Source organism: Microbulbifer sp. ARAS458-1 (assembly GCF_045348205.1).
Taxonomy (GTDB): domain Bacteria; phylum Pseudomonadota; class Gammaproteobacteria; order Pseudomonadales; family Cellvibrionaceae; genus Microbulbifer.
In genome coordinates this window covers 624467-647550 of the sequence record NZ_CP155838.1, presented here as the reverse complement: position 1 = coordinate 647550, position 23084 = coordinate 624467, and the positions used below count along the sequence as shown (strand labels likewise).

22 protein-coding genes are annotated in these 23084 nt (G+C 59.1%); 14 read left to right on the top strand and 8 right to left on the bottom strand.

What is annotated here, in order from left to right; genetic code table 11:
• Positions 1–28: 28 nt before the first annotated feature.
• On the bottom strand, positions 29–2110 hold the full coding sequence (gene glyS, locus AAFH99_RS02575) for a glycine--tRNA ligase subunit beta (RefSeq protein ID WP_406828574.1): 2082 nt from the start codon (positions 2108–2110) through the stop codon (positions 29–31).
• Entirely contained in the window at positions 2110–3090 is a 981-nt protein-coding gene (glyQ, locus tag AAFH99_RS02570) for a glycine--tRNA ligase subunit alpha (protein WP_043319849.1), read from the bottom strand. The genes glyS and glyQ overlap by 1 nt, the downstream gene beginning before the upstream one ends.
• A 184-nt stretch (positions 3091–3274) precedes the next feature.
• Here glyQ and AAFH99_RS02565 point away from each other — a divergent pair, with 184 nt between their 5' ends.
• The 3 genes from AAFH99_RS02565 to AAFH99_RS02555 all read left to right on the top strand — a co-directional run bounded on the left by AAFH99_RS02565 (position 3275) and on the right by AAFH99_RS02555 (position 5733).
• On the top strand, positions 3275–4144 hold the full coding sequence (locus AAFH99_RS02565; protein ID WP_406828573.1) for a lysophospholipid acyltransferase family protein: 870 nt from the start codon (positions 3275–3277) through the stop codon (positions 4142–4144).
• Between the two features lie 268 nt (positions 4145–4412).
• Entirely contained in the window at positions 4413–4973 is a 561-nt protein-coding gene (locus tag AAFH99_RS02560; protein ID WP_406828572.1) for a DUF2239 family protein, read from the top strand.
• A 163-nt stretch (positions 4974–5136) separates the two neighbouring features.
• Positions 5137–5733 (top strand): CDP-alcohol phosphatidyltransferase family protein, encoded by a 597-nt coding sequence (locus AAFH99_RS02555; protein ID WP_406828571.1) that lies wholly within the window; start codon positions 5137–5139, stop codon positions 5731–5733.
• 26 nt (positions 5734–5759) lie between these two features.
• Here AAFH99_RS02555 and AAFH99_RS02550 read toward each other — a convergent pair whose 3' ends face one another.
• The 5 genes from AAFH99_RS02550 to def form a co-directional block, all read right to left on the bottom strand.
• Complete coding sequence (locus AAFH99_RS02550; protein ID WP_406828570.1) at positions 5760–7211, bottom strand: TrkH family potassium uptake protein; 1452 nt, start codon at positions 7209–7211, stop codon at positions 5760–5762.
• Positions 7212–7228: 17 nt separating this feature from the next.
• Positions 7229–8614, bottom strand: a complete 1386-nt coding sequence (gene trkA / locus AAFH99_RS02545) for a Trk system potassium transporter TrkA (RefSeq protein ID WP_406828569.1) — start codon at positions 8612–8614, stop codon at positions 7229–7231.
• A gap of 266 nt (positions 8615–8880) precedes the next feature.
• Positions 8881–10206, bottom strand: coding sequence for a 16S rRNA (cytosine(967)-C(5))-methyltransferase RsmB (gene rsmB, locus AAFH99_RS02540; protein ID WP_406828568.1), 1326 nt, complete (start codon positions 10204–10206; stop codon positions 8881–8883).
• A complete protein-coding gene (gene fmt / locus AAFH99_RS02535; protein ID WP_043319844.1) occupies positions 10199–11182 on the bottom strand; it encodes a methionyl-tRNA formyltransferase in 984 nt (327 codons plus the stop codon). Before fmt ends, rsmB begins: the two co-directional genes overlap by 8 nt.
• Positions 11183–11392: 210 nt before the next feature.
• A complete protein-coding gene (gene def, locus AAFH99_RS02530) occupies positions 11393–11899 on the bottom strand; it encodes a peptide deformylase (protein ID WP_043319843.1) in 507 nt (168 codons plus the stop codon).
• Between the two features lie 280 nt (positions 11900–12179).
• On the opposite strand from def, the gene AAFH99_RS02525 reads away from it, so the two are divergent.
• The 10 genes from AAFH99_RS02525 (at position 12180) to AAFH99_RS02480 (ending at position 21423) form a co-directional block, all read left to right on the top strand.
• Complete coding sequence (locus AAFH99_RS02525) at positions 12180–13247, top strand: LysM peptidoglycan-binding domain-containing protein (protein WP_043319842.1); 1068 nt, start codon at positions 12180–12182, stop codon at positions 13245–13247.
• 102 nt (positions 13248–13349) lie between these two features.
• Positions 13350–14504, top strand: coding sequence for a DNA-processing protein DprA (gene dprA, locus AAFH99_RS02520; RefSeq protein WP_406828567.1), 1155 nt, complete (start codon positions 13350–13352; stop codon positions 14502–14504).
• A gap of 60 nt (positions 14505–14564) precedes the next feature.
• Positions 14565–15710 carry a PQQ-dependent sugar dehydrogenase gene (locus tag AAFH99_RS02515; RefSeq protein WP_406828566.1) on the top strand — a complete coding sequence of 382 codons (1146 nt, stop codon included), beginning with the start codon at positions 14565–14567 and terminating at the stop codon, positions 15708–15710.
• Positions 15711–15839: 129 nt separating this feature from the next.
• A complete protein-coding gene (locus AAFH99_RS02510) occupies positions 15840–16460 on the top strand; it encodes an L-threonylcarbamoyladenylate synthase (protein WP_231491922.1) in 621 nt (206 codons plus the stop codon).
• Positions 16461–16505: 45 nt separating this feature from the next.
• The gene (hemF, locus tag AAFH99_RS02505; RefSeq protein ID WP_043319840.1) at positions 16506–17411 is read left to right on the top strand and encodes an oxygen-dependent coproporphyrinogen oxidase; all 906 of its coding nucleotides are present in this window, start codon (positions 16506–16508) and stop codon (positions 17409–17411) included.
• Positions 17412–17596: 185 nt separating this feature from the next.
• A complete protein-coding gene (locus tag AAFH99_RS02500; protein WP_043319839.1) occupies positions 17597–18025 on the top strand; it encodes a hypothetical protein in 429 nt (142 codons plus the stop codon).
• A gap of 38 nt (positions 18026–18063) precedes the next feature.
• Positions 18064–18888 (top strand): shikimate dehydrogenase, encoded by an 825-nt coding sequence (gene aroE / locus AAFH99_RS02495; protein WP_043319838.1) that lies wholly within the window; start codon positions 18064–18066, stop codon positions 18886–18888.
• Positions 18889–19241: 353 nt separating this feature from the next.
• On the top strand, positions 19242–19733 hold the full coding sequence (gene purE / locus AAFH99_RS02490; protein WP_043320539.1) for a 5-(carboxyamino)imidazole ribonucleotide mutase: 492 nt from the start codon (positions 19242–19244) through the stop codon (positions 19731–19733).
• 55 nt (positions 19734–19788) lie between these two features.
• Positions 19789–20919, top strand: a complete 1131-nt coding sequence (locus AAFH99_RS02485) for a 5-(carboxyamino)imidazole ribonucleotide synthase (RefSeq protein WP_406828565.1) — start codon at positions 19789–19791, stop codon at positions 20917–20919.
• Positions 20920–21021: 102 nt separating this feature from the next.
• Positions 21022–21423, top strand: a complete 402-nt coding sequence (locus tag AAFH99_RS02480) for a hypothetical protein (protein WP_043320538.1) — start codon at positions 21022–21024, stop codon at positions 21421–21423.
• 49 nt (positions 21424–21472) lie between these two features.
• Here AAFH99_RS02480 and AAFH99_RS02475 read toward each other — a convergent pair whose 3' ends face one another.
• On the bottom strand, positions 21473–22075 hold the full coding sequence (locus AAFH99_RS02475) for a LysE/ArgO family amino acid transporter (RefSeq protein ID WP_406828564.1): 603 nt from the start codon (positions 22073–22075) through the stop codon (positions 21473–21475).
• A gap of 99 nt (positions 22076–22174) precedes the next feature.
• Between AAFH99_RS02475 and AAFH99_RS02470 the strand changes: the two genes are divergently transcribed.
• On the top strand, positions 22175–23074 hold the full coding sequence (locus AAFH99_RS02470) for a LysR family transcriptional regulator ArgP (RefSeq protein WP_043319835.1): 900 nt from the start codon (positions 22175–22177) through the stop codon (positions 23072–23074).
• Positions 23075–23084: the final 10 nt, after the last annotated feature.

Genomic DNA, 23084 nt, shown 5'->3' with positions numbered 1-23084 from the left:
TGCAGGCCCTTACGGGGTGGACGGCGATTTACTTGGCGGGTGCCAGCTGGGAAATATCGGCAACCTCAAGGAACAGCGCGCGCAGTTGCGCCAGTAGTGCCAGGCGGTTGTTGCGCAGCTCGTCGTCGTCGGCCATTACCATCACGCCATCGAAGAAGTTGTCCACGGTCTCACGCAGTCCAGACAGGCCTGCGAGGCCTTCGTCGAAGCGCGCTTCCGCGTACAGCGGTGCAACCGCTTCTTCCGCATCGCGAATCGCCAGGTACAGAGCCTTTTCTGCATCTTCCTGCAATAGCGCCTGATCCACTTCGCTCGGTGCCGGGCCGTCGAGTTTCGCAAGAATATTGGAAACCCGCTTGTTGGCTGCGGCCAGCGCTTCCGCTTCCGGTAGCTGGCTGAAGTTGTGCACCGCGTTGACGCGGTTATCAATATCCAGCGGACGGGAGAGTTTGCGCGCGGATACGGCGAGGAAAACTTCAGCCTTGATACCGGCGTCTTCGTAACGGGCGCGGAAGCGCTCGATCATATACGCCAGTGTCTGCTCGACGACGTTGTCGTGCTCCGCCAGCGCGGTGCGCGGGTAACCATCGCGCGCCAGAGTGAGCAGTTCACGCAGGTCCAGATCGATATTCTTTTCCACCAACAGGCGCAGTACACCCAGGCTGGCGCGACGCAGTGCGAAGGGGTCGCGGGAACCGCTGGGCGGTTGGCCGATACCGAAAATACCGACGAGGGTGTCGATACGATCGGCCAGGGCGACAATGGTGCCGGTTTCCGTTTGCGGTAATTCATCACCGGCAAACTTGGGCATGTACTGCTCGTACATGGCCTTGGCCACATCTAACGGTTCGCCATCGTTTTCCGCATAGTAGTAACCGGCGATACCCTGCATATCCGCGAACTCGAATACCATTTCGGTAACGAGGTCCGATTTACACAGTTGCGCGGCGCGCTGAGCCAGTGCCGAGTCGCCACCGATTTTTTCCGCAATGGCGGCGGCCAGTTTCGCCAGGCGTTCGGTCTTGTCGTACACGGTGCCCAGCTTGTGCTGGAACACGATGGACTTGAGTTTTTCCCGACGCGCCTCGAGGCTGGTTTTTTTATCGGTCTCAAAGAAGAAAGCGGCATCTGATAAGCGCGGACGGATCACTCGCTCGTTGCCTTCGATCACCTGCTTGGCATCGGTACTTTCAATATTGGAAACGGTAATAAAAAACGGCAGTAGCTTGCCTTCTTCGTCGATCACGTGGAAATATTTCTGATGCTCTTTCATGGAAGAGATCAGTGCTTCTGCGGGTACATCCAGGAAACGCTTTTCAAAGCGTCCGGTCAGCGCCACCGGCCATTCCACTAGTGCGGTGACTTCGTTGAGCAGGTCGTCATCGATAACCGCTTCACCGTTTACATTGTTGGCTTCCGCCTGCACCTGCTCGCGAATCATTTCCCGGCGCTCGGCAAAATCCACCACCACAAAGCCCGGATCGCGCAGCAGCTGCACATAGTCTTTCGCCGATGCAACAGAGAGTTCGCGGTTGCAGTGGAAGCGGTGGCCGCGGGTGCTGTTGCCGGCTTTCAGGCCAAGCACTTCCGCGTCCAAGGTTTCGTTACCGAACAGCATGACCAGCCAGTGCACCGGACGCACGAATTCTTCTTTGCGCGCACCCCAGCGCATGCGCTTGGGGATCGGCAATTGAGCGAGCGATTTGCTAACGATACCGCCCAGCAGTTTCTGGGTGGCTTCACCTTTCTGTTCGCTGATAAACGCCAGACGCTCGCCCTTGTCGGTCTGCACCCGCGCCAATTCGTCGACACTGACACCGGCGCCGCGGGCAAAGCCCTGCGCCGCCTTGGTGGGGTTACCGTCTTTATCAAACGCCGCAGCCACGGCGGGGCCGTGTTTTTCAATCTGCTTGTCTTGCTGCTGCTCGGCGAGATCGCTCACGGCAACCGCAAGGCGGCGCGGGCTGGCATAGGCGTTGACGGCACCGTATTCCAGCTCGGCGTCTTTCAAACCCTGCTCGATACCTTCGGCAAAAGCTTGCATCAATTTGTTCAGCGCTTTCGGGGGCAGCTCTTCGGTGCCCAGCTCAACCAGAAAATCCTGAGCCATTACTTCTTCTCCTTCTGCGCATCGAGTTGAGCGATTACATCGTTGCGGGCCTGCTCGGTGGCCAGTGGGAAACCGAGGGCGTGGCGCGCATCAAAATAGGCCTGCGCCACGGCGCGAGCGAGGGTGCGCACGCGCAAGATAAAGCGCTGGCGCTCGGTAACGGAAATCGCGTGGCGGGCATCCAGCAGGTTGAATGCGTGGGACGCTTTCATCACCTGCTCGTAGGCGGGCAGCGGCAGACCCAGCTCGATCAGGCGCTGGCTCTCGCGCTCACAGTGATCGAAGGTGTTAAACAGGAATTCCACATCCGCGTGTTCAAAGTTGTAGTGGGACATTTCCACTTCGTTCTGGTGGAACACATCGCCATAGGTCACCGGGGTGCCGTCGGCGTTGCGGGTCCACACCAGGTCGTAGATGGATTCCACATCCTGCAGGTACATGGCGATACGCTCGATACCGTAGGTGATCTCGCCGGTAACCGGGTAGCACTCAAGACCGCCCACCTGCTGGAAGTAAGTGAACTGGGTCACTTCCATGCCGTTTAGCCACACCTCCCAACCGAGACCCCAGGCACCCAGGGTGGGGGATTCCCAGTTGTCTTCCACGAAGCGGATATCGTGTACTGCCGGATCAATGCCCAGGGCACGCAGGCTGTCCAGGTACAGATCCTGGATATTTGCCGGGGAGGGCTTCATTACCACCTGATACTGATAGTAGTGCTGCAGGCGGTTGGGATTTTCACCGTAGCGGCCATCGGTAGGGCGGCGGCACGGCTGTACGTAAGCCGCATTCCAGGTTTCCGGGCCGATGGCGCGCAGGAAGGTGGCGGGGTGGAAGGTGCCAGCGCCCACTTCCATATCCAGAGGCTGTAGAATGACGCACCCTTGGCGCGCCCAGTATTCCTGCAGGGTAAAAATCAGTCCCTGGAAGGTGCTCAGGTCCTGCGCCGGGGCAGAACTGCTGGTTTGTTGCTCGGACACCACAATCTCCGGTTTCAGCTGGGAGGGATAGACAAGGGGCGCAATTATAGCGGCAGGTGGTTGCGCACTAAACAGCGCGCAGGGGATTTGATGGCCACAATGGGGCTATTCCCCATAAAAAGATGAAACACGGCGGAGTGTCGCTGCAGTGAGAGGTATGTAACCGTTGGATATCAAAGGGCAAATGGCCGCAGGTGCATTGAAGTTGATCGGGCTACTCCCTCTGCGCTGGTCGCGCCGCCTGGGTAGTGTGGTGGGTTATTGCGCCGCGGTGACCAGGGGCAACAGCCTGCGGATCAGCCGCATTAACCTGCAACACTGTTACCCGGAAATGCCGCAGGAGACGCGAGACCAGCTTGCCCGGCAGAGTGTCATTGGCACGGCGCAAACCGGGTTTGAGGTGGCGAGCCTGTGGCGCAAGCCCTGGAGTCAGGCCGAGGACAATATCGAGCGGGTGCGCAACCAGCAGCTGCTGACCGAGGGAGTCGATGAGGGCCGCGGTGTTCTGGTATTGGCCCCGCACATCGGCAACTGGGAAATCTTCGGCCAATTCCTTGCCACGGTGGGTCCCACCACCAGCCTGTATGCCCCTCCAAAAATTCAGGCACTGGATCCGCTGATTCGCGCAGGTCGTGAGAAAACTGGTGCTAACCTGGTTCCCACCAATGTACGCGGCGTGCGCGCCCTGTTAAAGGCGCTCAAGGCGGGCGGAATAGTTGGCGTACTTCCCGATCAGGAGCCGGAGCTGTCTGGCGGTGAATTTGCGCCCTTTTTCGGGCATCCCACACTGACCATGACTCTCGCCTACAACCTGATTCAGCGCACCGGCTGCAAAGTGGTATTTGGCTTCGCCAAGCGTCTGGAGCGGGGGTTCGAGTTGGTATTTTTACCCGTAGAAAAAGCGATTTACAGCGAAGAAACCAAGGTCTCCCTCGCCGCCCTTAATCGCGGGGTGGAAGCCTGTATCGCGGAAGCGCCTGAACAGTACCAATGGGAGTACAAGCGATTTCGCAAGGGACCGGAAGGCCGAACGGGATTATATAAGAAGAAATAGGCCACTCCGCCGCCCGCTCTGTTGCAAAATCCCCCCCGATAATTTCACCCGGATGTAAATCATTTCTAGCCTCCAGGTCCCAGCGGCACTGGAGGGCCCTCCCTGTCAGATCTCCCAGCGCACTCACATCCCACTGATGGCCGATCCGGTCAGGGAGGATCAGGTATAAGCGATAATTTTACCCCGGTAAAATTGACTGAAATTAAATTCAGGGTAATAATATTTTACCTGGGTAATAATAAAGTTGAATATCATGACAAATGAGTATGTGGCGATTTATGAGCAGTCGCTGATAGCGCAAGGCCCGCTGGAGACCATTGTTCGCGAAACCATGGCTCGTGGTGATGGGATAGAGCCGATCGTGCTGGAGATAGAATCCTGCAAGCGCATTGAGATCGAATGGCATGGCGATCCCGATACGGTGCTCGCGCGCCTGCACGGGCACTCAGACTCTGCCCGGGGAAAGCGCGGGCGACCCAAGCTCGGGGTGAAATCAAAAGAGGTCACACTGCTGCCACGCCACTGGGAATGGCTGGCAACGCAGCGCGGTGGTGCTTCGGTAACACTGCGCCGCCTTGTGGATGCCGCAATGAAAAACGCCACCGCAGAAGAACGTATCAGCATGAAACAGAATCAGTTGTACAGCCTGCTGTCTGTTTTCGCCGATGCACCGGGATTTGAAGAGGCCGCGCGCGCCATGTACCGCAATAGCCGCATCGGATATGAAAAGGCTATTTCCCCTTGGCCGGAGGATATAAAAGTTTTGCTTCTGCAGAAATTTGATGACATTGCTGCCATTCATCAGGGGAAGGATAGCGAAGCAAGCTAGTTCTCCACGCGAAATAACCGTATGGCGGGTAGTTTCGCATTCCCGCATACCCGGGAATTTTCTATTAAGCTCATAAGTGCGCCTGCTCTTAAGCCCCGGGTGCACATTGCGAGCCAGTATGCGACGAACCAAGCACACACACATCCCGGACTCTGAATTCAGAGTGAAGAGCCCATTGCGCTACCTGCCCAATGCCCTGTCACTACTGCGTATTGCACTTATTCCGGTAATTTTCTGGCTATCGCTTACTCATCAGCATTTAGCCGCACTGGTGGTTTTCTGCGTGGGCGCGTTAAGTGATTTGCTGGACGGGTGGGTGGCACAGAAATTTGGGCTTCAATCCCGGTTCGGATCCTATCTCGACCCCGTAGCGGACCGCCTGTATATCCTGTGTTTGATACCGCTGTTGTGGCATTTGGGTGCCATCAGCAGTACTTACACTGTGCTCGTCATCACGCGTTTTACGATTCAGCTAAGTGCATTTCCCGTACTGTTGTGGTGGCTGAAAAAAAACTTTTATGCGAAACCAGGGTGGCTGTCGCGCAGCGCTATGCTGATTGCGTTTTTAATACTGGGAATGGGTTTCGCCGATCAGGTTGCGATAGAGCGGTTTGATGAGTCATCCGCAGCGGAAAATATTTTTGATAGCACCATGGAAGCGCTGACGGTGATCGGCTGTATTCTGGAAATCTGGGTGTTGATGAAATTTACTCCGCGTTACTGGGATATTGTTCGCGGGCGCGCCGATACCTTTGAATAAAAATACCGAAAAATACTGTGGTGGTATCAATGCCGCCAGAATGCGGGTGTGAGTAAAACCAGCAGCGTGAAAATTTCCAGTCGCCCCATCAGCATTGCCAGAATCAATAAGCACTTGGCCACACCATTGACTTCACCATAGTGAGACGCCGCATCCCCCAGTGCCGGGCCGATATTACTCAGGCAGGACGCAACTGTAGAAAATGAGGTGACAAAATTTTCGCCGGTTGCCATGACCAATATGGTCAGGATAAAAAACGACAGAATATAAATCGCAAAAAATCCCCACACCGCATCCGTTACCCGCGGCGGCACAATTTTCCGGTTCACCTTGATCGGCACTACGGCATTGGGGTGGACCAGACGATTGAGTTCGCGCATACCCGATTTTACGATCAGCATTACCCGCACCGCCTTGATGCCCCCGGAAGTGGAACCGGCACAGGCGCCCATAATGCCGAGTAATAGCAAAATATAGGGCAAAAACGCGGGCCAGATCGCGAAGGTCTCGGAACCGAACCCCGCGGTAGTACTGATGGAAACCACCTGGAATACACCGTGCAGGAAGCTGCCACGCATATCAAATGTGCCGGACATGTAGAGGTAGCTTACGATGATTGCACAGGCCCCGGCGGTAACGAGAATGTAGAAGCGAAACTCGGAATCCTTCCAGTAGTGCTTCACCGTACGATTGCCAAGTGCGTAGAAGTGCAATCCGAAGTTGATCGCGGCGGTGAGCATAAAAATGATGGCGATCGCCATGATGGCGTTATTGTGGGCGTAAAACCCCATGCTCGCGTCGTGGGTAGAGAAGCCGCCGTTGGCGACGGTGGAAAACGCGTGGCCAATGGCGTCGAATACGGTCATTCCCGCCCACCAGTAGCCAATACCGCACAGCACCGTGAGCGCGATATAAATCACAAACAGCGCCCGCGCGGTTTCCGCAATGCGCGGGGTCAGCTTGGTGTCCTTCACGGGCCCAGGCATTTCTGCCTTGTACAGCTGCATGCCCCCGATACCGAGCATCGGCAGAATGGCCAAGGCAATTACAATCACGCCGATACCACCGAACCACTGCAGCTGCTGCCGGTAATAGAGAATGGCTGGTGGCAGGGTGTCGAGGCCGACAATGGTGGTGGCCCCGGTAGTGGTAAGCCCGGAGATGGATTCAAAAATGGAATCCACCACGTTGAGATCCGGCTCCGGGCTGATAATCAGGGGCAGGGCACCAAAACTGCCCAGGATAAGCCAGAACAGCGAGGTCACTACGAACCCGTCGCGGGTGCGGAGGTCCTGCTTTAGGTCGTGTACCGGCAACCACATCAGCAGGCCAGTCAGCAGGGTAATGGCAAAGGCGATGGTGAAGGCGATATGGGTGCCGTCCTCATACCACAGAGATACGCCGATGGGCGGCAGCAGCGTCAGGCTGAATACCGTCAGCAGAATACCGAAGACCCGCGCTATGACCGCTAATCGCATTAACTCGATTCCTGCCGTCAGAAGAAACTGAAGCCGACCTGGAACAGTTGCTCCACGTGGCGGGTATGGCGACGGTCGACAAGGAACACGATCACGTGATCGTCCGACTCTACGACAATATTGTCGTGCGCGATCAGTACCTGGCTCTCGCCATCCCGTTCGCGCACGATGGCACCAATACTGGCGCCTTCCGGCAGGTCGATATCCTCTATTTTTCTTCCCACCACTTTGGAGGTGCGATTGTCCCCGTGGGCGATGACTTCAATGGCTTCGGCGGCGCCGCGGCGCAGGGAGTGCACATTCACCATGTCGCCACGACGCACGTGGGTGAGCAGGCTGCCAAGGGTGTTCTGTTGGGGTGAAATGGCAATATCAATCTCGCCGCCCTGTACCAGATCGACGTAGGCGCGATTGTTGATCAATGCCATCACTTTGCGGGTGCCAAGGCGTTTGGCCAGCAATGACGACATGATGTTGGCTTCGTCATCGTTGGTCAGCGCGAGGAACACGTCGGTGTCTTCAATGTTCTCTTCCAGCAGCAGGTCCTGGTCGGAGGCACTGCCGTGGAGGACGATGCTGTTGCTGAGCTCTTCCGAAAGAAAGATACAGCGGTCGTGATCCTGCTCGATGACTTTTACCGAGTAGCGATTTTCCAGTTTGGTAGCGAGACGCAACCCGATATTGCCGCCGCCGGCGATGGTGATGCGCTTGTAGCCCTGTTCCAGCCGGCGCAGTTCGCTCATGACCGCGCGGATGTCCTGCTTGGCGGCGATAAAGAAGACTTCGTCGCCGGCTTCGATGACGGTGGAGCCCTGGGGAATGATGGGGCTGTTGCGGCGATAGATGGCAGCGACGCGGGTGTCTACCTTGGGCATATGTTCGCGCAGGTAGCGCAGCTGATGGCCTACCAGTGGTCCGCCCTGGACGGCGCGCACGGCGACGAGCTGGACCCGACCGTCGGCGAAGTCGAGAACCTGCAGGGCACCGGGATGTTCGATCAGTCGGGAGATGTATTCGGACACGATCTGCTCGGGGCTGATAAGCACGTCGATGGGGATCGATTCGGTGGAGAAGAGTTCCGGATACTGCAGATACGCGGAGGCGCGTACGCGGGCAATTTTGGTGGTGACCCGGAACAGGGAGTGGGCGATCTGACAGGCGGCCATGTTGGTTTCGTCGTTGTTGGTGACGGCTACCAAGATGTCGGCGTCTTCGATGCCGGCTTCCTGCAGGATGTCCGGGTGGGAGGCGTGCCCCTGGACGACGCCGATGTCGATTTTGTCGCGGAGCTCGCGCAGGGTTTTCTCGTCGCTGTCTACCAGAACAATGTCGTTGCGTTCCGAGGCGAGGCTTTCTGCCAGTGATCCACCGACCTGGCCGGCGCCGAGAATGATGATTTTCATAAAATGCGATTGGGCCCGTGGTTTCTGGCCTTTGTGCCACGCTCGGCAAAATGTTCTTTTGCGAGCGCGGTGGCGGCCGGGCACCGGGTACGGGTTTTCAGGACCGCTGTGAACCCATCCCTGGGCGCTTCGGCGCAAACATCCTGTTTGCGACGATCCTGAAAACCCGCACCCGGCACCCGTCCTTCAATTTTTACTATTGTGCTTCGTTAGTGCGGACGAACCATTCTGTAGGGTGGATAAGCGAAAGCGCATCCGCCAAAGAATTACGCATCCTGTGCCTTTTCGAGCTTCGCGTAATAAAACCCATCACCCGCATGGATTCCCGGCAGCAACTGCATACCCGCATCCTGCGGCAGCCCCCAAGGCTGCTCATTCAGCAATTGCGGCGTATTGTCCCTCGCATCCGGTGTCTCCGCAATGAAGCGCGCCACTTGAGCGCTGTTTTCCTCGGGGAGTATGGAACAGGTGGCGTAGAGGAGGGTGCCGCCGGGTTTTAACAGGCGCCACATTGCACGCAGGATTTTGCCCTGAAGCGCGGCCAGCTCGGGGATGTCTTCGGCGCGGCGCAGGAGCTTGATATCGGGGTTACGGCGAATGACGCCGGTGGCGGAGCAGGGGGCGTCGAGGAGGATGCGGTCGAATTGTTCGCCGTCCCACCAGTGTTCGGGTTCGGCGGCGTCTGCACAGATGATCTGGGCGCCAACACCGAGGCGTTCGAGGTTTTCGATGACGCGGTCGAGGCGGTCTTCTTCGATGTCCAGCGCGCTCAGGTCGAGCTCCGGTTGAATCTCGAGCAGGTGGCAGGTTTTGCCGCCGGGGGCGGCGCAGGCGTCGAGGATTTTTTCGTTGGGCTGCGGGTCGAGCAGGGTGCCGGCCAGTTGCGCAGACTGGTCCTGGACGCTGACCAGGCCGTCTTCAAAGCCGGGCAGGCGGCTGACGGCGACGGGGTTTTCCAGCACAAGTCCGGCGGCGGAGTATTCGCATGGCTGGGCGGGGATGCCGGCGTCTTTTAGCTGCGCCAGGTATTCGTCGCGGGTGTTTTTGGAGAGATTCACCCGCAGGGTCATGGGCGGGTTTTCGTTGTTGGCGGTGAATACGGTGCGCGCCTCACTGCCCCAGGCGGCTTTGATGGCCTGCTGCAGCCACTCGGGGTGGGCGGAGCTGAACTGGGGGTTGCCGGAGAGTTTGCGCGTCAGTGTTTCCTTATTGCGCAGGGCATTGCGCAACACGCCGTTGACGACCCCACAGGCGTGGCCGAGTTTGAGGGCCCGTGCGGCCTCGACGGTGGCGCCGATGGCGGCGTGGTCGGGGATGCGCGTGTATTCCAACTGGTACAGACCTACCAGCATCAGTGCGGCCAGTTCTTCATCTTTAATAGGTTTTTTCGACAGTTTGCCGAGGATCAGCTCCAGTCGCGGCGCGAAGCGCGCGGTGCCGTAGCAGAGTTCGCGCAGCAGCGAGCGGTTCTTGCCGTTGCCTTCCGGGTCGTCCACTTGCTTTTCCGCCCACGGCAGCAGCCGCTGCAGTGAGCCGCGGTCCTGATAAAGTCGTGCGATTACCCGCGCCGCCAGTGCTCTCGGATCATTCATTAAAGGTACCCTTGTTTTCGGGACTCAGTGTGATGCCCGCGGCGAACAGCTCGCGGTAGCCTTTCAGAATCTCCGCCACCGGCAGCGCCTTCTTGCCCGGCAATTGTAGTTGCGTCAGACGCAACGCCTCGCGCCCGCAGGCCACAAGAATACCTTCATCGTCCGCACTCAGAATCGTGCCCGGTACATCGGTATGACAGCCCTGTTCCAGCTCTGCGGAATAAACCCGCAAGCGCTGGGGCTTACCCTTGCCATCGAGATATTCCGTCCAGCACACCGGAAATGGATTGAACGCTCGAATCAGCCGCTCCAGTTCCGCTGCTGGCCGCGCCCAGTCCAGACGCGCCTCTTCTTTGGATATCTTGCCCGCATAATTTGCCAGTGCATCGTCCTGAACCTGCGGCTGCGCCGTGCCGCTCTCCAGCAACTGCAAAGCCTCCAGCAGTGCCGGCCCACCGAGGCCTGCCAGCTTGTCGTGCAGGCTGCCACCGGTCTCACTTGCCGTTATGGCTGTACGGGCTTCTACCAACACCGGCCCGGTATCCAGCCCCGCCTCCATCTGCATAATCGCCACGCCACTTTCGGCATCCCCGGCTTCCACCGCCCGTTGAATCGGCGCCGCCCCGCGCCAGCGCGGCAACAGCGAGGCGTGAACATTCACACACCCCAGACGCGGCGTATCCAGTACCACCTGTGGCAGGATCAGCCCGTAGGCCACCACCACCATCAGATCCGCATTCAGCGCCGCCAGCTCCTTCTGCGCCTCTTCATCCCGCAGGGACAGCGGCTGATACACCGGAATATCGTGCTCCAGCGCCAGCTGTTTCACCGGGCTCGCCAGCAGCTTCTTGCCGCGCCCCGCGGGACGGTCGGGCTGGCTGTAGACCGCGATCACATTGTGTTCACTGTCGAGCAGGGTTTGCAGGTGTACGGCAGCAAAGTCGGGGGTGCCGGCAAAAATGATATTCAGGCTCATGGAAAATGCTTTCAGAAAAGAAGGTGTGGGCTCGACGACGAAGCTTAAAACTAGGATGCGAAGGCTGGGTGCCGGGGAGTTGCTTTCAGAAGCGTCGGCGACAGGGACGTCGCCGCCGCAGCGTACAAGGATGTATACACAGCGGTTCTGAAAGCAACTTCCCAGTGCCCTGCCGCCCAAAGACCGGCTTCAAGGCGCCGGCCTAGGGGATCAAGCTCTCTGGCGATGTGCCTTCTCAAGCTTGGAACGAATACGGTTGCGCTTGAGCGGCGAGATGTAATCCACAAACAGTTTGCCATCGAGATGGTCGATCTCGTGCTGGATGCACACTGCCAGCAGCCCCTCAGCCTCCAGCGCATAGGTTTCGCCATTGCGATCCAGCGCCTTCAGGCGGATCTTGCGCGGACGCTGCACCGTCTCGTAGAAACCAGGTACCGACAGGCAACCCTCATCGTACTTGTGAATCTCTGGGTCCAGCACCTCAACCTCCGGGTTGATCAGTACCAGCGGCTCACTCTGATCCTCCGACACATCAATCACCACAATGCGCTCATGCACATTGACCTGTGTCGCCGCCAGGCCCACGCCTGGCGCCTCATACATCGTCTCGAACATATCGTCGATCAACGTACGGTGCTCATCCGTCACCTCAGCAACGGGTTCCGCCACCTTGCGCAGACGGGGATCGGGGAATTCTAGGATTTCCAGTTTGGCCATAACACCTGTGACAAACTTCTAGTCTTAGTGGAACTTGCGCTGATAACATAATGATCGCGCTTGAAATTTGCTGAATTGGGGGGCTGTATCCGCACACTGGCCGACAAGCCAGCTGGCGTTCTATTGCTTCCCGCCCCGGCGACATCAGCCGCCACCGGTTCAGCGCTGTGAGATTATAGCGATATAAACCCGCAGTGATAGCCGTATAAAGATTCAGCAGATTCTTTAGCAGACAGTAAGGCCCCAGCGCTCGCGACAAAAAAAGCATAGGAATGCTTCCATGAAAAAAATAATCCTGGCCGCCGCCGCAACCCTGTTGGCGACCTTTGGCCTGCAGGCGCAAGACGCGCGCCTCAAGCCTGACCACCCGGACACCTATGTCGTACAGAAGGGTGACACCCTCTGGGACATCTCCGGTACCTTTCTCTCCCAGCCCTGGTACTGGCCAGAGATCTGGCAGGTGAACCCCCAGGTAGAGAACCCCCACCTTATTTATCCCGGTGACCGCCTGAACCTCGTATATGTCGACGGCCAGCCGCGCCTGCAGCTGGATCGCGCGCCTACTGCCTACAAGCTGAGCCCGGCGAGCAACAACCGCCTCGGTCCGTCCGTACGCCGCGAGCCTATCGGTACCGCCATCCCGGCGATTCCCCTGGATGCGATCAACGCCTTCCTGTCTCGTACCCGCATTGTGGGTCCGGGTGCTTTCCAGGGCGTACCTTACGTAATTTCCGGCCAGGATCAGCGCATCCTGATGGGTGCCGGTGAGAAGATTTACGCCCGCGGCGATTTCCGCGAGCCCCTCGCCTCCTATGGTATCTACCGTCCCGGTCCGGTCTACGCCGATCCCTTTACCGGGGAAGAGCTCGGCCAGCAGGCCCTGGACGTGGGCTCTGTGGACCTGCGTCAGCTGGATGCGGACAATGCCAACAGCGAATTTGCCGTCGCCACCCTGGATGTGACCCGCACCAGCCGCGACATCCGCCTGCAGGACCGCCTGTTGCCGGTTGAGGAGCGCGCTATTGCCGCGCTGTTCCAGCCGGGTGCGCCGTCTGTTCCGGTGGATGGCGTCATCCTCGGTGTGGAAGAGGGGGTCACCCAGGTTGCCAAATACGACGTGGTGGCCATCAACCGCGGCCTGCGGGAAGGCCTGCAGCCGGGTCATGTGCTGGCGATCTACAAACGCGGCGCCACCGTGCGCGACCAGATCGCCCGTCAGAACGTCAAGCTGCCGGACGAGCGCGCCGGCGTACTGATGGTATTCCGCAGCTTTGAGAAAATGAGTCTGGGCCTGGTACTGGAAGCGGACAAACCGCTGGCGGTGATGGACCTGGTGCGCAACCCGTAGGAATCACTGAAGAGCTACCGCGCGGGCGGCCACCACCAGCCACCCGCTGCGCTTTTCGGCGATCCCCACCTGGCGCCGAACACGATTAAATAAGGAATACGCATGGATGCGTTGACCGCGACTCTCGCACTCCTTCGTCTTGAGGGTATAGGCCCCGGCCTCTACTGGCAGCTGGTGGAGCGATTTGGCTCTGCCGAAGCCGCACTCCAGCAATCCCCGCAACAACTCCCCCGCAAATTGTCGCCACGTGCTCAGGCACAACTGGCAGAACTCCAGCGCCTTGCGCTGGATAGCGAACTCGGCCAGTGGGCCCTTGCCGAGCGAGAGCGCTGTGCGGAAGCCCGTATCTTTCAGCTGCATTGCGAAGACGACGGCTACCCATCGCTGCTGCGTGAAATCCATCGGCCGCCACCGTTACTGTATGTGGCTGGCGACCCCGCGGCACTGTCGCTGCCTCAGATCGCGGTGGTGGGCGCACGCCGCGCCAGCCGCGCCGGGCTCGACAACGCGGAAGCCTTTTCCGCCGACCTCGCTGCGGCGGGCTTTGCCATCACTTCCGGGCTGGCGCTGGGTGTTGATGCCTCGGCCCACAAGGGGGCCCTGCGCGGCGAGGGTAAAACCGTCGCGGTGCTTGGCACCGGTGTGGACCGCATCTACCCGGTGCGCAATGCGGTACTGGCCGAGCAGATTGTGGCCAGTGGCGGGGCTATAGTGAGTGAAATGCCCCTGGCGACGGCCCCGGAGGCCGCTAACTTCCCCCGGCGCAACCGCATCATTGCCGGGCTGAGTCTCGGTACCCTGCTGGTGGAGGCGGCGGTGCGCTCCGGCTCACTGATTACCGCGCGCCTGGCACTGGAGCAAAATCGCGAGGTGTTCGCGATTCCCGGCTCCATTCACAACCCCATGGCCCGGGGCTGCCATCATATGATCAAGCACGGCGCACACCTGGTGGAAACCAGCGCAGATATCGTTGCGCAACTGGGGGGACTGCTGTCGGGTATGGTGGAACAGCAATCGCTGTTCGATGGGTTGGCATCTCCGGCAGACCAGTTGTCACCGCAGCAGCGCGACATTATTGCTGCACTGGGGGGCGACCCCCGCAGTATCGAGCAGCTGGCTCGTGACACCGGAGGTGATACCGGTGATTTGATGGCGACCCTGTTGCACCTGGAACTGGAGGGCTTGGTGGAACAGCTACCCGGCGGTTATCAGCTTACCGGTAGCGGCGCCAAAACCCTGGCCGGACTGGTGGAATAACAAAAAAGCCGTTACGGTCACTCCTGAAATTTGATCGAAAATCCCATGGAGTGACCCCCGATGGATCTGTTCCGATTCCTCTCCCGCTTCTCCCCCCTGCAAAGCACCCTCGCGCCAATGGCGGCGGTTCTGGCAATGGGTGGTTCCCCTGGCGCGCTGGCCGCAGAAGTGCCGCTGGAAAAACTCAGTCTTCCCGAAGGCTTCAAGATCGAGGTTTATGCGGAGGATGTACCCAACGCGCGGCATATGGCCCGCGGAGAAAAAGGCACGCTGTTTGTGGGCTCCCGTCGCGCCGGTAAAGTCTACGCGATCGTAGACAACGACGGGGATCACAAAGCGGATGAGGTGAAAGTCATCGCCGAAGGGCTCAAGTTGCCCACCGGCGTGGCCTTCAAGGATGGCGACCTCTACGTGAGCGCGGTCACCAGCATCCTGCGCCTTGACGATATCGAGTCCCGTCTCGACAACCCGCCCAAGCCGGTCACCATCACCAATCAGTTTCCCGACAAACATCACGGTTGGAAGTACATCGCATTCGGCCCTGACGGCTGGTTGTATGTGCCTATCGGTGCGCCCTGCAATATCTGCGAAGAAAAGGATTATGCGAATATCCAGCGCCTCAAGATCGAGGGTGACAAGGTAGTGAAAACCGAAACCTGGGCCGAGGGCGTGCGCAACACCGTGGGCTTTACCTGGCACCCCGAGACCAAGCACCTGTGGTTTACCGACAACGGCCGCGACATGCTGGGAGACGACACCCCACCCTGTGAGCTGAATACCGCACCGGTTGCGGGCAAACACTTCGGCTATCCCTACTGCCACGGCAAAGACGTGCTCGACCCGGAGTTTGGCGAGGGCAAACAGTGCAGTGCCTACGTTCCACCGGTACAGGAACTGGGCCCGCACGTGGCACCTTTGGGTGTGAAGTTTTACACCGGTGACCAGTTTCCAGCGGAGTATAAAAACCAGGTGCTGATCGCCGAGCACGGCTCCTGGAACCGCAGCAAGAAAATTGGCTATCGGGTGACCATGGTGACCCTGGATGAAAACGGTAATGCCACTTCCTATAAGCCGTTCATCGATGGCTGGCTGCAGGGTGAAGAAGCCTGGGGGCGCCCGGTGGATGTCTTGGTGATGCCCGATGGGGCCCTGCTGGTGTCCGACGACAAGGCCGGCGTTATCTACCGTGTAACCTATCAGGGCTGAGATAAGCTGGCTGACTGGCGCGGGCGGTTGCCGTTGACCGGCCGCGCTCCAGTGCGTTAGTTGTCTAGGCTGGTACTATCCGATAAATTGCCACGCAATTCCGCAGCACGACCCGAAAGAGTCCCAGTCTTGTCAGAAAAAGCCAAACCCGTCGCCCTGGGTGAAGAGAACCCATACAGTCCCCACCTGCCTCACGCCGGCTTTTCCCTGGCCAGTGCCGCGCGCATCCTTGCCGCCGGCGGTGTGATCGCACACCCCACCGAGTCGGTGTGGGGGCTCGCCTGTGACCCGAACAATCCGGAAGCGGTGGCGCGCCTTGTTGGCCTGAAAAACCGGCCATTGGAAAAGGGGTTGATTCTGGTGTCCGGTGATGTGGACCATTTTTCCGGCCTGTTGCACAACCTGTCCGGGGATCAGCGCGCGCGTATCGATGCCACCTGGCCGGGCCCGGTCACCTGGCTGGTCCCACACTTTGACCAGGTACCACCCTGGGTCACCGGGATTCATCACAGTGTCGCCCTGCGCCACACCAGCCACCGTTTTACCGCGGCGTTGTCCCGCGCCTTTGGCGGTCCCATTGTGTCGACCTCCGCCAACCCTGCCGGGTGCCAGCCGGCGCGCCACAAATTCCAGGTGCTGCGCTACTTTGGCAACGACCTGGACTTTGTCGGCGGCGGTAGCACCGGCGGTCGTGCCTCACCCAGCGAAATACGGGACGCCGCCAGTGGCCGTATCGTGCGCGCCGGCTAGCCCGGGGCGAGCTGTCAGTCCGCGAACCCATTGTGTGAGAAGTTTATGAGTACTATCGATATCCAGGCCGTCAAAGAGTATCTGCTGGGATTGCAGGATCGCATCTGCGCGGAACTGGTGGCCATGGACGGCCGTGAGTTCTTGGAGGATGCCTGGGAAAGAGACGGCGGCGGCGGTGGCCGCACCCGGGTGCTGGAAAATGGCAATGTGATCGAAAAGGGCGGAGTGAATTTCTCTCACGTGTTCGGCGATAAACTGCCCCCCTCGGCAACCGCCGCGCGCCCGGAGCTGGCAGGCCGCTCTTTCCAGGCCATGGGTGTCAGCCTGGTGATTCATCCGAAAAATCCCTACGCACCCACAAGCCACGCCAACGTGCGCTTTTTTGTTGCCGAAAAAGAGGGTGCGGAGCCGGTGTGGTGGTTCGGCGGCGGTTACGATCTGACCCCCTATTACGGCTTTGAGGAAGATGTGGTGCACTGGCACCAGACCGCCAAAGACGCCTGCGCACCGTTTGGCGAAGATATTTATCCGCGCTTTAAAAAATGGTGCGATGAATACTTTTATCTGAAACACCGCGACGAGTCGCGCGGTGTGGGCGGACTCTTTTTTGACGATTTTAGCGAAGGTGGTTTTGATAATGCCTTCGCGTTTATGCAGGCGGTTGGCGATTCCTATGTGGATGCCTATCTGCCGATTCTGATAAAGCGCAAGGACACCGAATACGGTGAGCGCGAGAGGGACTTCCAACTGTACCGCCGCGGTCGCTATGTGGAATTCAATCTGGTGTTCGACCGCGGCACCCTGTTCGGCCTGCAAAGCGGCGGCCGCACAGAATCCATTCTGATGTCCCTGCCATCGGAAGTGCGCTGGCGCTACAACTGGCACCCGCAAGCGGGCAGCCCGGAAGAAAAGCTCTATACGGATTTCTTGCCACACCGGGAGTGGGTGTAAATTAGCTCCGTGGCGGTGCCGCTACCGGGTGTCCCTTTGCGAGACACGCCGTGAACCCATCCCTGGGGGCTCTTCTAAAACATCCCTGTTTTAGAAGGTCTCGCAAAGGGACACCCGGCATCGGCACCTTCTCATCAAGCTCGGTAGCAATTAACGGAATATTTGGTTCTTGGAAGGAAATAGCCATGCACAAGGCCCGTCTCGAAGATATCAACAAACTGTTCCTCGAATACCGTCGCCTGTTCGAAGCCCGCAACGCGGAGCAGATCGCCGATTTTTATCGGTTTCCAATCCACTACTATTTTTCCGACGGTAAAAAATCCCAGCTCAGCCGCGAGTACTTTATTGGCCGGGTAAAAAAGCTTTTAAACCTGTACCAGAAACTGGGCGTTACCCAGATCGTCGGTGCGGTTACCGATGTCATCGAGCTGAACGAAAATACCAGTCTTGCTACTCTCAACTGGGTGCTGCTGGATGCGAGCGGTGAAAAGCCGAAGCAGATCTACAGCGCGATTACGCGCTATATGGTGTGTGATTTTGACGGCGAACTGAAAATTGATGGTTTGATCGGGGTGAATGAAACCAGCCAGATCAAGCAGGCGCTAAAAACGTAAAACAACTGAAAAACGGAAGCTGAGAGAAGTAAAACAACATGGACAAGTACGCCGTCATTGGTAACCCGATCAAGCAGTCGATGTCGCCAGTAATTCACACAGCCTTTGCCAAAGAAACCAATCAGGATCTGGAATACGGCAAGCTGTTCGCAGAAGTGGATGGCTTCAAGGCGGTGGTGGATGAATTTTTTATCAGTGGCGCGAGAGGGCTGAATGTCACCGCGCCGTTCAAGCTGGATGCGTTTGAATACGCCGATGAACTGACCGAGCGCGCGCGCACTGCGGGTGCGGTGAACACTCTGGCGCGACAACCGGACGGAACTTTCCTTGGCGACAATACCGATGGGCCGGGGCTGGTCTCGGATATCCGCGATCATCTGGGCTGGGCTATTGCCGGCAAAAAAGTGCTGGTACTGGGTGCCGGTGGTGCTACCCGCGGTACTTTGCTGCCGCTGCTGAACGAGAGGCCCGCACAATTGCATATCGCCAATCGCACCGCGTCCAAGGCGCAACAACTGGCAGAGGACTTTGCCAGTTATGGCCGCATTACCGCTGGTGGCCTGAACGAGGTGCCGGAGGGGTTCGACCTGATCATCAACGCCAGCGCAGCGAGCCTGTCTGGTGAACTGCCGCCGCTGTCACCGCGGGCACTGGGTGAAGGCTGTCGCGTCTACGACATGGTATACGGCGCTCAACCGACACCGTTTATGCACTGGGCCGTGGGCCACGGTGCTGAGGTGTCGGACGGCCTGGGAATGCTGGTTGGTCAGGCGGCGGAGGCGTTTGCCCTGTGGCGGGGAGTGCGTCCATCGGTAGAGCCGGTACTGGCCATGTTGCGGGAGCAGCTAAAGGCCAAGCCCTGACCCAGAATCCCTTTTCTTCGGTTTGCCCTGTCCGGGGGCGCACTCCAGGTGTCGTGACCATGCCGCCACACTATCGTTGGGGTGGCAAAAGCGGCGCGAATCCCACTCAGCAGCATGCAGATCCTGCGGACAGGGCCGCCGGCCTCCACTAAATGCCCACGAAAACCGGCGGAAAGCCCCGTACTGCGTGCTTTCTCGCTGAGTTTTGGTATCCTCACGCCCCTTAATTTGGGGCGGTCGGTCGCTTTTTGGGCGGCTCGGGACCGAAACCAGTGTGTTGACGAGCCACTGCCGGGTATTCCTTCCCTCAGCTCGCTCAACCCTGGCCCGTATAACCCTGGAGTGTGCAGCAAGTGAATCAGCTTCCGTTTGAAAAAGTCACCATCGTAATGGGCTCCCAGTCCGACTGGCCGACCATGGAAATGGCGACCAAGCCCCTGACCGATCTGGGCGTGCCCTTTGCCACTGCCGTGGTCTCTGCCCACCGCACCCCACAGCGCATGGTGGAGTTCGCCACCACCGCTCACGAGCGCGGCACCCAGGTGATCATCGCCGGCGCCGGCGGCTCCGCGCATTTGCCGGGCATGATTGCCGCGATGACCCCGCTGCCGGTGATCGGCGTGCCGGTGGCGAGCAAATTCATGACCGGCATGGACAGCCTGCTTTCCATCGTACAGATGCCCAAGGGCGTGGCGGTAGCCACCCAGGCCGTGGGTGCCTCCGGTGCTTTCAATGCGGGCCTGATGGCTGCGCAGATGCTGTCTCTGACCGATCCGGAACTGCAGAAGCGTCTTATTCAGTGGCGCGAACAGCAGAGCGCTGGCGTTCCTTTTGAAGTCGAATAAGCGACGTTGATTCAACCTGTTAGCGATTACTGAACGAGTACGAGGTGTAGCGGAAATGACAGCCAGACGTGTAGGTATTGTCGGTTGTGGCCAGCTGGCGCAGATGATGGCCCAGGAGGCCCGCCCGCTGGGTATCGAGTTCAGTTTTCTCGCCGAAGGTGGTGAGAACACTACCTGTGTGGAAGGGCTCGGCACCATTGTTAATCCTGGGGCGGTGAATGCGGAGAACAGCGCGGATATCGAAGTGCTGTACAAAGCCATGGGCAGCCCGGAAGTCATCACCGCCGAACGTGAGGGCGTCGATGCCGGCCTGCTGCGCGCGCTGGAAAAATTCTGCCCGGTGTACCCGCGCCCGGATGCGTTTGAAAAAACCCAGCACCGCGTGCGCGAGAAAACCGCGATTACCGACGCCGGCCTGCCGGTGGCACCTTTCCGCCCCGCCAACAATTACGATGATATTTGTGCGGCGGTAAAAGAGCTGGGTTATCCGTCGTTTATCAAAAGCTGTGAGAACGGCTACGACGGCAAAAACCAGTGGCGTGTGAACAGCGACGAAGATCTGGCGGCCATCGCCGACCAGGTGCCGGAACAGGAATACGTGGTAGAGAAGGGCATCAACTTCTCCCGCGAAGTGTCTTTAATTGGCGCCCGCACCGCGGACGGCAAGGTAGTGACCTATCCGCTGGCGGAGAACGATCACTACAACGGCACCCTGCTGGTTTCCACCGCACCGGCGCCCCATGTTGATGAAAAGCTGCAGACCACCGCGGAAGAATATCTCTCCACGCTGATGAATGCATGGGATTACGTGGGCGTGCTGGCGATGGAGTGCTTTGTCACCGATGACGGTCTGCTGATCAACGAGCTGGCGCCGCGGGTACACAACAGCGGCCACTGGACTTTGGCCGGTGCCAAAACCAGCCAGTTTGCCAACCATGTGCGCGCGATTCTCGGTATGGAACTGGGTGACACCACGGCGGAACGCCCGGCGGTCATGATCAATATGCTGGGTGTGGATAAAACGCCCGGACTGCAGAATGAAGGTGTCTGGTCCTATGGCAAGGAACTGCGCCCGGGCCGCAAGATGGGCCACGTAATTCTGCTGGACGAAAGCCAGGACGCGCTGGTCACCCGTATCGACAGCATGCTGGAAGAACTCTACGGCTCCAGCAAGCGCCCCGCCTGATACTCAAATCCGTTAGCGGTCTTTTCTGTAAGTTCTGGCATACTTTCCCCATTCCCCCGTCAGGAAATTTCCTGACGGGGCGCGAAAAATCGGGGGATGTTTATGCGCGAATTTATAAAAAATCTTTCCATCTGTTTTGCCGCCGGCGGCATCGCCGGGCTGGGCTATGCGCTCGGCCTGTGGGCGCTTGGCCATTACGGTATTACCCGCGCGCTGTCGGTCGATATCGCGCCGCACCTTTCTAATGCCTACATTTATCAGCGGGTGGTATGGGGCGGTATCTGCGGTCTGATTTTCCTGCTGCCCTGGCGCAAGAGCTGGATTACCCGCGGCTTTCTGCTTTCGCTGATTCCCGCGGGGATTCTGCTGCTGGTGTTGTTGCCGATGCGCGGCCTGGGGATCGGTGCGCTGGCCCTGGGTACGATGACGCCGCTGGTGATTATTCTGGCCTGTGCGGCAGGTGGTATCGCCGGGTCGGGATGGCTCAGAGCGCAGGGCAAATAACGGAGGAGGGAAATCAAAATTTCGATTCCAAAGGTGGGTGCATGGCGGCTTACGGCTTTAATACCAGCCCCGCGGCAATGGTCAGCATCATGATCGCAATCCCCAGGTCGATAAACCGCCATACGGTCGGGCGGGCGAGCCAGGGTGAGAGCCAGGCGGCACCAATCGCCAGGCCAAAAAACCAGGTGATGGAGGCGCTGACTGCGCCGAGGACATAGGCACCGGGTTCGGTTTGCTGTGCGCCGAGTGAACCGATCAAAAGCACCGTATCCAGATAGACATGGGGGTTGAGCAGGGTCACCGCCAGCGTCATCATCATTACGCTGGCCAGTGACCGGGCTCTTTCTTCCTTGCCGTTTTCCAGCCCCGCCGGGCGCAGCGCGCGGCGCAGTGCCCGGACGCCGTACCAGCCGAGAAAGGCGGCACCACCCCAGCGGGCAACACTGAGCAACAGAGGGCTTTCCGCCAGCAGTACCGCCAGCCCAAATACCCCGGCACAGACCAGTACCGCATCGCAGAGCGCACAGACTGCCGCGACCTGAAAGTGGTACTCACGCCGCACTCCCTGCGCGAGCAGAAATGCATTCTGCGCGCCAATGGCAATGATCAGGCCCGCGCCGAGCATCAGGCCGTTCAAATAGCTGTGGAACATCGTGTTTCTCTACCCGCTAAGTCAATTCGGTGGCCAGTTTGGCTCGACCTCTGGTATAAGAAAAACAACACTTCCTAATCCTACATTAGTAAAACTGATATGTTCGATTACAAGTTGCTGGCCGCACTCGCGGCGGTGGTAGAGCAGGCGGGCTTTGAGCGGGCGGCGCTGGCCCTGGGGCTGTCGCAGTCTGCGGTTTCCCAGCGGATCAAATTGCTGGAGGCGCGCGTCGGCCAGCCGGTACTGCTGCGCGGGTCACCGCCGAAACCCACGGAAGTGGGACGCCGCCTGCTGAACCATGTGCAACAGGTGCGCCTGCTGGAGCGGGATATTCAGGGGCAGATTCCCGCGTTGATGGAGGCGGGGTCGGGCCCGGAAAGACTGAGAATTGCCATCAATGCCGACAGTCTGGCGACCTGGTGGGGGCCGGCGATTGCGGATTTTTGTAGCGCGCGCAATCTGGTGCTGGATCTGGTGGTGGAGGACCAGGAGGTGGGGCTCAAGCGCATGCGCACCGGCGATGTGGCTGCGTGCGTGTGCGGTGCGGAGAAGGCGGTGTCAGGGGCGCGCAGTATTGCCCTTGGCGCCATGCGCTATCGCGCGCTGGCGAGCCCGGCATACCTGGGTCGATATTTTCCAGATGGGGTCGATACCTTCACGCTGTCAAAATCCCCGGCGGTGGTATTCGGGCCGGATGATTCCCTGCAGCACCGTTTCCTGGAATCCCTGGGTTTTAGCGGGAGTTTTCCCTATCACCTGTGCCCGTCTTCCGAGGGGTTTGTGCAGCTGGTGGCCAATGGTCTCGGCTGGGGGCTGGTGCCGGAGTTGCAGGCGCAGGACGCGCTGGCGCGGGGTGAGCTGGTAGAACTGTTACCCTATCGGCCCATTGATGTGCCGCTCTACTGGCATCATTGGCGTACAGGCGGGGAGTTGTTGGAGGCACTCACCGGCGAGCTGTTGCGCACCGCCGGTAAGCTGCTGATAGCCGGGGACGGCTAGCCGATCTTCG